Source organism: Sphingobium quisquiliarum P25 (genome assembly GCF_000445065.1).
Lineage (GTDB): Bacteria > Pseudomonadota > Alphaproteobacteria > Sphingomonadales > Sphingomonadaceae > Sphingobium > Sphingobium quisquiliarum.
Genome location: NZ_ATHO01000101.1, coordinates 1 through 11,291 on the forward strand (window position 1 = coordinate 1; position 11,291 = coordinate 11,291).

Sequence of the window (11,291 nt, forward strand, 5' to 3'; positions counted from 1 at the left end):
ATTCCCTACTGCTGCCTCCCGTAGGAGTCTGGGCCGTGTCTCAGTCCCAGTGTGGCTGATCATCCTCTCAGACCAGCTAAGGATCGTCGCCTTGGTCAGCCTTTACCCAACCAACTAGCTAATCCTACGCGGGCTCATCCCTGGGCGATAAATCTTTGGACTTACGTCATCATCCGGTATTAGCGTCAGTTTCCCGACGTTATTCCGAACCCAAGGGCAGATTCCCACGCGTTACGCACCCGTGCGCCACTATCTCCGAAGAGATCGTTCGACTTGCATGTATTAGGCATGCCGCCAGCGTTCGTTCTGAGCCAGGATCAAACTCTCAAGTTTGATGTCCGATCCAATCCCAGGAGGAATATTCCCGAGAATGAACCGCTCATTTCCAGGAGCCATTCCTGCACAATTCTTACATGGTGTGTAAGGACATCGTGAGAAATGGCATATTTAACCGAGCACCCTGCGCCTAGAAGCCGCAGGACCCGGAGCCGCCGCCCACATGTCCCTTCATCAATCAACAATGTCAAAGAACTCGACAACTTAAGAGGGACAGCCATTCTTCCTCGAAACCTGTTCCGAGGGAGATGCGTCCCGTCTATGTTGGCGACCGTCCGTTTCAGCGCCGCGTTGGCGTCGTTCCGTCCGGTGAGGCGGCATATATGGAGGGCTTCCCGAACCGTCAAACACTTTTTGCACTTTTGTTTCAGAAATTTTTGGGGGTTAGGCTGTGGAGGCGTGGGACCGGCTGATGGCGCCGAAGACATTGCTCCCCAGCCGACGCGAAAATGCAGAAGGCCCTCGCACCGCCTCACACTGCCGTTCTGCAAGGCGGTGCGGCTGCTGGTTTCCTATCCGCTTTACCTGACGGCCTAGCTGCCGACGCGCTGGCGATCAGGCCGACTGGATATAGTTGCGCAGTGCGGCAGCTTCCGATTCGATGCTGTCTATGCGGAACTTGACCAGATCGCCGATGGACACCAGTCCGGCCAGATTGCCTTCCACGACGACCGGCAGATGCCGTATCCGCCGCTTCGTCATCAGCGACAGGCAGTGGATGACCGGAGTCTTCTCATCGATCGTGATCGCGGGCGCGGTCATAACGTCGCCCACCCGGCGGTCCAGCGCCGCCGCCCCATCCCGCGCGACATGGTGAAGGAGGTCGCGTTCGGAGAAAACCCCGACGACCTGGCCATCATCCACCACCGGCACGCAGCCGATCCGCTTTTCCGACAGCAGCCGCACGGCCGAAAGCACGCTTTCATCAGAGCTGACCTGGATGACCTCGCGTCCCTTGCCTTGCAGAATCGCGCTGATCGTCATGGTCCACCTCCTCATCACCCGGACATTGTGCGCCCGTCACTTGATGATCCCACTTTCACTCCCCAAAGAAAAGGGATGAGAGACAAACAGGGGTTGGATGACCCGCAAATCGCGGCGGCCGCATGGGGCCGGTTCCGCCGGATCATGCTGTGGATGGCGCTGGGCGGAGCGGCCTGCGTCGGCCTGGCACTGATCGCGCTGCGCTTGTGGGCAGGGCCGATGCCGCTGCACATGATCCTGGCGACGATCATCGGCGTATGGTTGACTTTCATGCTGGGTACCGGATTGATGGCGCTGGTCTTCCTGTCCAGCGGAAGCGGGCATGACCAGCAGGTCATCGACCCGATGAAAGACGAGGTGTCCATTGACGACTGACGACAGGGGCGAGGTGGTTCTGCGCGTTGTGCCGCACCTCAGCCAGATCAACACCAACGGCCATATCTTCGGCGGATGGATATTGAGCCAGATGGACATAGCAGGCGGCATCGTCGCCGGACGCATCGCACAAGGGGCGGTGGCCACGGTCGCGATCGAAAGCATGAAGTTCATTTCGCCCATGCTGGTGGGCGATATCGTGTCAGTCTATGCGCGGGAGGAAAGGCGGGGGCGCAGCTCGGTCGGGGTGCGGGTCGACGTCGTTGCGACGAGGGGCCGCGAGCAGCAGCAGATCGACCTCACCAGCGGCCTGTTCACCTTCGTCGCGCTGGACGAAAATCACCGGCCCCGGGAGTTGCCAGCCAGTTGACGCTGTAGCGGTCGGTAAAGAAAGGCTGTGCGATCCTGATTCACGAGCCGCAACAAGCGCGTTCATACGCAAGAAGGACGACGCACGATGCGCCGTCCTTCCTGATTTCTTCCGCTAAAATAGGCCGCGATCACTCAGCCGCTTCCGCAGCGGGGCGTGCCCGGCGGGTGCGCTTGCGCGGCGCTTCCTCGACGGGCTCCGCATCATTGTCGGCGCGGGCAATGGAGGGAGGCAGCACGGCAACGTCCAGACCCGCATCATCAGTGGCTTGCGCCGCTTCGGTCTTGCGCGGACGGCCACGGCGGGGACGAGGTGCTTCGGCCTCCGGCTGGGGCGCAAGCACGCTTTCCGCCACAGGAGCTTCGGCAACGGGAGCGTCCTGCTCCGGCTGGTCGGCGGCTTCGGCATAGACCGGCCGTTCCCGGCGGCCGCGATCGCGGCGGTTGTTCCGGTCGCCACGGTCTTCCCGCTGCTCGCGGGGCTGGTCACGGCGGCGATCGCCTTCGAAGGAGCGCTCGGACTGCGGCTGTTCGGCACGGCCTTCCTCGCCCGAAAAGTCGGACGTGTCGAAATCGTCGCCCTCATAATCGAAATTATCGTCCGGGCGGCGGAAGCGTTGCTGCTGCTCTTCCTGCCGGGCGCGGTTGTCGGCCAGCACGCGGAAATAATGATCCGCAAATTGCAGATAATATTCCGCGTTCACACGGTCCCCGGCCATCTGCGCGTCGCGGGCCATGTTCTTGTATTTTTCAAGAAGCTGGGCCGCATTGCCACGCGCGCGGCTGTCGATCCGGTTGCCATTGTCCCCGCCGCCCCGGTTGCCGCCATTGGGACGGCCATTATTGTTCCGGCCGCGATTACGGCGACCGGCCTGCCTGTTGTTGATCAAGAGCTGGTCCTTGCGTTCACTTTGCCATCATTCACTGAAAACACTGTTCAGTCGCCATCCTAAAGCACCGCCTGTTCATCAGGCCGGTAGGGCTCCGCCGGACAGGGGCCGCAAGCCAGCCCTTGCCCTCATGCTGCCAGTGGCGCCTGCGCAGCAGCGCCATCGTGACGTTGAAGGAGCGGGTAAACGGCCTCTTCTAGTCGCGGCCCCACAGGGCAGATCCTCAGGATAGTGCCGTCCCTGCACTTCATGTAGTGGCTCCGTGGCAATAAACCAAGCGATTTTAACTTGGACCGGCCGCAATTTCCTTCCTCAGTCCGCAAGGCGTCCGCGCTTCGCGATCAGGCAGCGCGCATGGCCCGCCAGATCGTGCTGTGCACGCACCTCAAGCCCTTGATCGCACAGCAATTTGGTAACGCTCTCGCGCTGATCATGGCCGATCTCGATCGCCGCCATGCCGCCATCTGCCAGCAGGCGCGGCAGCATGGGCGCGATCCGGCGATAATCGTCCAGCCCTTCCGGCCCGGCGAACAGGGCCCCTTCCGGCTCGCGCAGGACGTCGCCGGTCAAATCTGCGTCCCGCGCGATATAGGGCGGATTGATCAGGATCAGGTCGAACCTGCCCTCCAACCCTTCCGCCCAATCGCCCAGGCGGAAATCGGCCCGCCCGGCCACGCCCAGCCGTTCGGCATTGCCCCGCGCCACCGCCAGTGCGGCGGGCGAAATGTCGATGCCCAGCCCCCGCGCCTGCGGCCATTGATCAAGCGCCGCCAGCAGCAAGGCGCCCGACCCTGTGCCCAGATCGAGGATGCTGCGGGGCGAATGCGGGCCGAAATGATCGATGGCGGCTTCGATCAACGTCTCGCTGTCGGGCCGTGGAATGAGGACATCGGGCGTCACATGCAGGCTGATCGTCCAGAAATCGCGCGTGCCAATAATATAGGCCACCGGCTCCCCGCCCAGCCGCCGTTCCATCAGCCCGGCAAAAGCGGCAGGCACGGTCAGTTCCTGCTGACGAAGCAGCATTTCGCCGCGATTGATCCCCAATGCATGGGCAAGCAGCAATTCGGCGTCCAGCCGGGCCGTGCCGCTGACCGGTTGCAGGATAAGCGCCCCATCCCGCAGCGCCTGCGCGATGCTCACCCCGCACTGTCCAGTTGCGCCAGCCGCGCCGCTTCATCCTCGGCCACCAGCGCGTCGATCACCTCGGCCAGGCCGGGGCCTTCCAAAATCTCCGGCAGGCGGTGCAGGGTCAGGTTGATGCGGTGATCAGTGACGCGGCCTTGGGGGAAGTTATAGGTGCGGATGCGTTCCGAACGGTCGCCGGAGCCCACCATCGCCTTGCGCGCGCCTGCCTGCTCGCTCTGCGCACGGTCGCGCTCGGCTTCGTAAAGGCGCGCGCGCAACACCTGCATCGCCTTGGCCTTGTTCTTGTGCTGCGACCGTTCATCCTGCTGGGTGACGACGATGCCGCTGGGCAAATGGGTGATGCGCACGGCGCTGTCAGTCGTGTTGACATGCTGCCCTCCCGCCCCCGAAGCGCGATAGATGTCGATCTTGAGGTCGCCGTCGGCGATCTGCACATCGACTTCCTCCGGTTCCGGCAGCACCGCGACCGTGGCGGCGGAGGTGTGGATTCGCCCGCCGCTTTCGGTGACGGGCACGCGCTGGACCCGGTGGACGCCGCTTTCGAACTTGAGTTTGGCGAAGACGCCGGTGCCAGTGACGCTGGCGACGACTTCCTTGAACCCGCCGACTTCGGCTGCGTTGGCGGAGATCATCTCCATCTTCCAACCCTGCGCATCGGCATAGCGCTGGTACATGCGGAACAGGTCGCCAGCGAACAGCGCGGCTTCATCGCCGCCCGTCCCGGCGCGAATTTCCAGCATCGCCGGGCGGGCGTCGGCGGCGTCGCGGGGCAGCAATTGCAGCGCCAGCGCGCGTTCGGCCTCGGGAAGCTGCTGCTTGATCAGCTGCATCTCCTCCTGCGCCATTTCCCGCATCAGCGGGTCCGCCTCCGCATCGTCGCCGCCCGCCATATATTCGAGCGCCTTCAATTCCTGCCGCAGCCTGCGCACTTCATGCGCGGCCTTGGCCACCGGCTCGATCTCGGCATATTCCTTCGACAACCGCACAAACTCTTCGGGCGGCAGGTCGGCGCGCGTCATCGACGCCTGCACCTCGTCCCGGCGCGCCTCGATCTGCGCGATGCGTTCGGCGGAGATATGCATCAGAGCGCCGTCAGCTTCTCGACCAGGGCAGCGAGAGGAACCGCCTGCTGCTCGCCCGATCGCAGGTCGCGCAGCGCTGCTTCACCGCGCGCCAGTTCATCGTCGCCAAGGATGATCGCCCAGGCGGCGCCCGAAGCATTGGCGCGCTGCATCCGCTTCTTCATATTGCCGCGATACCCCATGTCGCACGCGACGCCGTTGCGGCGCAGATCGGCGATGATGCCGGTGGCCTTGGTTTCGGCCGCCTCGCCCATCGGGATGACCGCGACGCTGGGCCTGTCCTGCTGAGGCGCGTCGATCAGCATCGCCAGCCGTTCGATGCCCGCCGCCCATCCAACGGCGGGAGTGGCCGGTCCGCCCAGATTCTCGATCAGCCCGTCATAGCGGCCGCCGCCCAGCACTGTGCCCTGCGCGCCAAGGCGGTCCGTGATGAATTCGAACGCGGTATGGCGGTAATAGTCCAGTCCGCGCACCAGCCGGGAATTGCGTTCCCATGCGACGCCCGCCGCGTCCAGCCCCGCCGTCACCTTGTCGAAGAAGGCTTTTGCTTCATCGGTCAGATAGGCATCTATGTCCGGCGCGCTGTCGGCGACGGGCCGGTCGCGCGGGTCCTTGCTGTCCAGGATGCGCAGCGGATTGCGGTTCAGCCGGTCCAGGCTTTCCTCGGAAAGCTGGTCGCGATGCGCCTCGAAATGCGCGATCAGCGCCGCGCGCCAGGCTTCGCGGCTCTGCGCGTCGCCCAACGTGTTGAGATTGAGCGTCACGCCTTCGGACACGCCAAGTTCACGCAAAAGCTGGTCGGCGAAGACCAGCAATTCGATATCGGCGCCTGGTTCGCCCGCGCCGATAATCTCCGCGTCAAGCTGATGGAACTGGCGGAAGCGGCCCTTTTGCGGGCGTTCATAACGGAACAGCGGACCGTTGGTCGCCACTTTCAGCGGCGCATATTGCTGCCAGCCTTCGGTCACATAGGCGCGGGCGATCCCGGCGGTGAATTCGGGACGCAAAGTGATGCTGTCGCCGCCGCGATCGTCGAACGTGTACATTTCCTTTGAAACCACGTCGGTGCTTTCGCCCAGGGAACGGGCGAACACGGCGGTCGCTTCGAAGACGGGCACTTCGACGCGTTGAAAGCCATAGAGCCTGCGCACCTTGTCGAACGCCGCCACGACATGCGCGAAACGTTCCTGGAACGCTTCCGCCGTGCCCCCCAGCATGTCCTGCGTGCCGCGCACCGGGCGCGGGGTTTCGATTTTCGCCATGGGAATGCGCCTTTAGCGACAAAGAACGCCCAAGGAAACGCGCTTTTTTGTCAGATTATGTCGCAGCTCTTCTTGGGGGTGGACGCGGGCATTTTGGCTCGTCATGCTGATTTCATAAGGCATTCCAGCCTCATCTTTTTTTCGGAGTCAGCCATGATCCGCAGCCTTGCTGCCGCCCTCCTGCTTTCCACTGCCGTCATCAGCCCGCTCGCCGCCCAGGATGCCATAAGGTCAAAACCCACGGCCCTGCCGGTCAGCGACGCCACCCCCGCCCCGCGCGACATTCCCTATCCCGGCGGCACCATCAGGCTGGAGATTGACGCCAGCGACACCACCCAGCGCATCTTCCGCGTGAAGGAACGTATTCCCGTCGCGTCCAGCGGCCCGATTACGCTGCTCCTGCCCGAATGGATACCGGGCAATCACGCACCGCGCGGGCAGATCGAAAAGATCAGCGGCCTCAGCTTCACCGCCGACGGCAAGCCGGTCGGCTGGAAACGCGATCCGCTCAACGTCTATGGCTTCATCATCGACGTGCCGCAGGGCGCGCGCGAAGTGGTCGCCTCCTTCCAGTTCCTGTCCGCGACCCAGCCTAACCAGGGCCGCGTGGTTGTGACGCCCAAGATGCTGAACATTCAGTGGGAGTCCATGTCGCTCTATCCGGCGGGCTATTATACGCGGCAGATCCCTGTCCAGGCGACCGTCACCTATCCCGAAGGATGGCAGGCGGCGACCGCGCTGCGCGGCAGGAAAAGCGGATCGACCGTCACCTACGACACGATCGACTATGAAGCGCTCCAGGATTCGCCGGTCTTTGCCGGACGCTATTTCAAGCCCTTCGACCTGGGCCATAACGTCACGCTCAACATCGTCGCCGACGATGCGGACGAACTGGACGCGAAGCCGGAACAGATCGCCAGGCACAAGAAGCTGGTCGATGAAGCGGGCGCGCTGTTCGGCGCCTATCATTTCGATCATTATGACTTCCTGCTCGCCATCACCGACGAAATGGGCGGCATCGGCCTTGAACATCACCGCTCGTCGGAAAATCAGGTGGAGCCGGGCTATTTCAAGAAATGGGGCGAAGGCGACGCGCTGCTGGACCGAAACCTTCTGCCGCATGAGTTCACCCATAGCTGGGACGGCAAGTTCCGCCGCCCGGACCTGCTGTGGACCCCCGATTTCAACGTGCCGATGCAGGACAATCTGCTGTGGGTCTATGAAGGGCAGACGCAATTCTGGGGCTATGTGCTGGGCGCACGCTCGGGCCTCTTCACCAAGCAGGAGACTCTGGACGCCTATGCCCATATCGCGGCCAAGCTGGACACGGCGCGAGGCCGGGAATGGCGGCCTATGGAGGACACCACGCATGACCCCATCATCTCCGCGCGGCGGCCCAAGGGCTGGTCGAGCTGGCAGCGGTCGGAGGACTATTATAATGAAGGGATGATGATCTGGCTGGAGGCGGACGCCATCATCCGCCGCCAGACGCGCGGGGCGAAGGGGCTGGACGATTTCGCCAAAGCCTTCTTCGGCATCAATCCGGGCGACTGGGGTCAGGTCGTCTATAATCGCGACGACGTGATCAGGACGTTGAACGGCGTCGCGCCCTATGACTGGGCGGGCTTCTTCGCCAAATATGTCGACAGCACGACGCGCGAAACGCCCAAGGGCGGCTTTGCGATGGGCGGCTACAAGCTGGTCTATAGCGACACGCCCAACGCCTTCACCAAGGCGGCGGAGGGCAAGAATGTCGACCAGAGCTTTGGCGTCGGCCTGATCGTCAAGGGTGACGGCGAGATTTCGAACGTCGTGTGGGACAGCGCCGCCTTCAAGGCCGGTCTGGTCATCGGGGCGAAGATCGTCGCGATCAATGGCGATGAATATTCGGGCGACGTCTTCAAGGCCGCGCTGAAAGCCGGAAAGCCGATGGAGATCATCGTCAAACAGGATAAATACTACCGCACTTTGACGCTCGCTTATTCCGGCGGCCTGCGCTATCCGCGCCTCGAAAAATCAGGAGAGGGTGAAGGCAGCCTCGACCGGCTGCTCAAACCAAGGACATAATCACCCGCAACGCCAACGTGCATCAAAAGGCTTGAAGTCCATGAATATCGAACTGATCCCGGTCGGCGACGATCCGCCCCACAGCCTGAACGTCATCATCGAAGTGCCGACCGGCGGCGAACCCGTGAAATATGAGTTCGATAAGGCGTCGGGCGCCTTGTTCGTGGACCGCATCCTCCACACGCCCATGCGCTATCCGGCCAATTACGGCTTCGTGCCGCACACCCTGTCGCCTGATGGCGATCCGCTCGATGCGCTGGTGATCGCCCGTTCGCCCTTCATTCCGGGTGCGGTCGTCGCCGCCCGGCCGATCGCGGTGCTGAATCTGGAGGATGAAGCGGGCGGCGATGAAAAGCTGGTCTGCGTGCCTGCCGATTCGGTCTTCCCTTATTATTCCAACGTCAGCGAGAAGGACGATCTGCCCGGCATCGTGATGGAGCAGATCGAGCATTTCTTCACCCATTACAAGGACCTGGAAAAGAAGAAGTGGGTGCGCGTCGGGACCTGGGGCGGCGCGGAAGACGCCCGCCGCATCACGCTGGAAGCGATTGAGCGCTATCAGGCGGCGAAGAAGGCGGCCTGATCCGCCTTTGGTGAGATAGAAGGCCGCGCAGGATATGTCCCGCGCGGCCTTTTTTTGTTCCCTCTCGTCCACCGCCTCAAATCAGCCGGTCCGCCTCCAGCACCGCCGCCACCGAATCGCGCCCCCGCGGCAGGCGCGCGTGGAGCCGGGCGTCCGCCTCGGCGAGCCTTTGCACCCCGCTCGTCAGCTGATCTTCCGTCAGGGTGAAAGGCAGGCGCAGGAAGCGTTCGAACGCGCCGTTGACGCCGAAGCGCGGACCCGGCGCGACACGCACGCCATGGCTTTCCGCCAGCGCTGCCAGCGCCGTCGCCTCGCCGCGCGGCAGTTCGGCCCAGAGCGACAGGCCGCCCGCAGGCGATTCGACGCGCCAGTGCGGCAAATGCTGTTCGACCATGCGGATCAGATGGTCCCGGCGCGCCCGGAGCACCCCTGCCCGCTGCCCCAGCCCCTCGCCTGCGTCGATCAGTTGCGCGGCGGCCAGTTGCTCCACGATCGGGCTCGCCATGTCCATGGTGGTGCGCAAGCGGCCCAGCGCCGCGATCGTCTGCGGATCGGCCCGAATCCAGCCGACGCGAAGGCCGCCCCAGAAGATCTTGCTCGCCGATCCCATGGTGATCACCTGCCGCCCGGACGGATCATGCACCGCGACGGGCGGCGGCGGGCTGAAATCCAGCCCCATCTCCACCATCGTCTCATCGATGATCAGCGGCGTGTGCGTGCTGGCGGCCGTTGCGGCCAGCGCCCGGCGGGTCGCGGGGTCCATGCTGCGCCCGGTGGGATTGTGAAAGTCGGGAATGAGGTAGGCAAAGCGCGGGCTCGTCTGCCGGAAGGCCGCGTCCATCGCGTCGATGTCCCACCCCTCCGCTGGAAGGCCGACAGGCACCGGCACGACATGCGCCCTTTGCAGCGCCTGTATCACATTATGATAGGTCGGATGATCGATCACCCCGCGATCGCCCGGCCGCGCCAGCCATTGCAGCAGCAGCGCGAATCCCTGCTGCGCGCCGTTGGTGACGATGATCTGGTCCGCGCTGGTCGGGCAGCCCCGCCGTTCGAACCAGGCCGCGATCGCCCGGCGCAGCAAAGGGAGGCCCAGCGGATCATAGCCCAACTCGCCCAGATAAGCGGGCAGCGCCTCCACCGCCGCCTGGAAGGCGCGGCCCACGCCCGGCGCGGCGGGCAAAGCGGCATGCGTCCAGTTGAGAATGTTGCCGCCCCCCTGCTCGCCGGGCAAGTCCGGCGCTTCGGGCTGATCCATCCGGCCGGGCGGAAGGCGCGTCACGCTGCCCGATCCCTGGCGGCTTTCCAGATAGCCTTCGTCGCGAAGGCGATCGAACGCGGCCGCGATGGTCGTCCGGCTGAGACCCAGCGCCGCCGCCAGTTCCCGCTCGCCGGGCAGGCGGACATTAAGGCCGATCCGCCCGTCCAGCACCAGCATTCGCAAGGCCTGGGCGAGCTGCCGATAGGCGGGCTCTGCACTGTCCTCTACGCGCCATGCGCCTAGCAGGCGCAGAAGAGAGGGTGGCCTAAGGGCGGAAGTGGACATGCGCTTACCTGTATCTATCGGGACAACTACGGTCCACTTATAGAAATCTGGCCCTTCTGTACAATGCCAATTTCCGCCACAACAGCGATATGACTTGCCCCCTGACCGGCCGGCAAGGAGCCCCCGTCGGCCGGTCCCTTTTCATCGAAGACTGATCAGCCCGCCACCAGCCGGATCGAAGCGCTTGATACCCAGCCGCTCATGCAGGGTCCGTCATAAGGCTGTTTCCGCTCGACCGGGCTGGACACTCCGCAATCGATGCCGCCGCCGCCCGCAGCATTCGCATCTGCCGCTGGCGGCACGACGATGCCCAGCCATTTCTGATCCAGGCTGCGGGTGCAGACATGGGCGCGCGCGCCCTCCGCCAGCCGCCCGGTCTCCTCCGCTTCGGCGAAGGGTGCAGCGCGCATGGCAAGGCCGGAGGGTCCGACACGCACCACCTGCCCCATCGCCCCGCATGCGTCGAGGCGCGGGCCGTCTTCCCCGATCGTCACCGCGCGCTTGATCCGCGCCTCCAGGCGGGTTTCGGGCATCTCGTCGCGCGGCGCTCCGGCTATGGAGCTGTTGGGCAGTTGTTCCAGCACGTCACTGCTGTCGGAACAGGCGCAAAGGAGGAGGATGAGGGACAGGATGCTGCGCATGATCAGC

11 protein-coding genes and 1 rRNA gene are annotated in these 11,291 nt (G+C 64.0%); 4 read left to right on the plus strand and 8 right to left on the minus strand.

Annotated elements, in window-relative coordinates:
* Positions 1 to 333: ribosomal RNA gene (locus L288_RS33055) — 16S ribosomal RNA — on the minus strand; the annotation flags it as partial.
* 558 nt (positions 334 to 891) lie between these two features.
* Complete coding sequence (locus L288_RS33060) at positions 892 to 1,320, minus strand: CBS domain-containing protein (RefSeq protein WP_021238518.1); 429 nt, start codon at positions 1,318 to 1,320, stop codon at positions 892 to 894.
* A gap of 75 nt (positions 1,321 to 1,395) precedes the next feature.
* On the opposite strand from L288_RS33060, the gene L288_RS33065 reads away from it, so the two are divergent.
* Positions 1,396 to 1,695, plus strand: coding sequence for a hypothetical protein (locus tag L288_RS33065; protein ID WP_030539017.1), 300 nt, complete (start codon positions 1,396 to 1,398; stop codon positions 1,693 to 1,695).
* The gene (locus L288_RS33070; protein WP_021238520.1) at positions 1,685 to 2,065 is read left to right on the plus strand and encodes an acyl-CoA thioesterase; all 381 of its coding nucleotides are present in this window, start codon (positions 1,685 to 1,687) and stop codon (positions 2,063 to 2,065) included. The genes L288_RS33065 and L288_RS33070 overlap by 11 nt, the downstream gene beginning before the upstream one ends.
* Positions 2,066 to 2,195: 130 nt before the next feature.
* On the opposite strand, the gene L288_RS33075 is transcribed toward L288_RS33070, so the two are convergent.
* The 4 genes from L288_RS33075 to hisS all read right to left on the minus strand — a co-directional run bounded on the left by L288_RS33075 (position 2,196) and on the right by hisS (position 6,447).
* A complete protein-coding gene (locus L288_RS33075; RefSeq protein ID WP_021238521.1) occupies positions 2,196 to 2,954 on the minus strand; it encodes a DUF4167 domain-containing protein in 759 nt (252 codons plus the stop codon).
* A 312-nt stretch (positions 2,955 to 3,266) separates the two neighbouring features.
* A complete protein-coding gene (gene prmC / locus L288_RS33080; RefSeq protein WP_021238522.1) occupies positions 3,267 to 4,097 on the minus strand; it encodes a peptide chain release factor N(5)-glutamine methyltransferase in 831 nt (276 codons plus the stop codon).
* Entirely contained in the window at positions 4,094 to 5,185 is a 1,092-nt protein-coding gene (gene prfA, locus L288_RS33085) for a peptide chain release factor 1 (RefSeq protein ID WP_021238523.1), read from the minus strand. The genes prmC and prfA overlap by 4 nt, the downstream gene beginning before the upstream one ends.
* Positions 5,185 to 6,447, minus strand: coding sequence for a histidine--tRNA ligase (hisS, locus tag L288_RS33090; protein WP_021238524.1), 1,263 nt, complete (start codon positions 6,445 to 6,447; stop codon positions 5,185 to 5,187). The genes prfA and hisS overlap by 1 nt, the downstream gene beginning before the upstream one ends.
* Before the next feature lie 153 nt (positions 6,448 to 6,600).
* Here hisS and L288_RS33095 point away from each other — a divergent pair, with 153 nt between their 5' ends.
* Together L288_RS33095 and ppa are read left to right on the plus strand one after the other, a co-directional pair.
* Positions 6,601 to 8,514, plus strand: coding sequence for a M61 family metallopeptidase (locus L288_RS33095; protein ID WP_031304444.1), 1,914 nt, complete (start codon positions 6,601 to 6,603; stop codon positions 8,512 to 8,514).
* 40 nt (positions 8,515 to 8,554) lie between these two features.
* Positions 8,555 to 9,097, plus strand: a complete 543-nt coding sequence (ppa, locus tag L288_RS33100; protein ID WP_021238526.1) for an inorganic diphosphatase — start codon at positions 8,555 to 8,557, stop codon at positions 9,095 to 9,097.
* A 76-nt stretch (positions 9,098 to 9,173) separates the two neighbouring features.
* Here ppa and yczR read toward each other — a convergent pair whose 3' ends face one another.
* Both yczR and L288_RS33110 read right to left on the minus strand, forming a co-directional pair.
* Complete coding sequence (gene yczR, locus L288_RS33105; protein WP_031304445.1) at positions 9,174 to 10,643, minus strand: MocR-like transcription factor YczR; 1,470 nt, start codon at positions 10,641 to 10,643, stop codon at positions 9,174 to 9,176.
* A 155-nt stretch (positions 10,644 to 10,798) separates the two neighbouring features.
* Positions 10,799 to 11,284 (minus strand): hypothetical protein, encoded by a 486-nt coding sequence (locus tag L288_RS33110; protein WP_021238528.1) that lies wholly within the window; start codon positions 11,282 to 11,284, stop codon positions 10,799 to 10,801.
* Between the last annotated feature and the right edge of the window lie 7 nt (positions 11,285 to 11,291).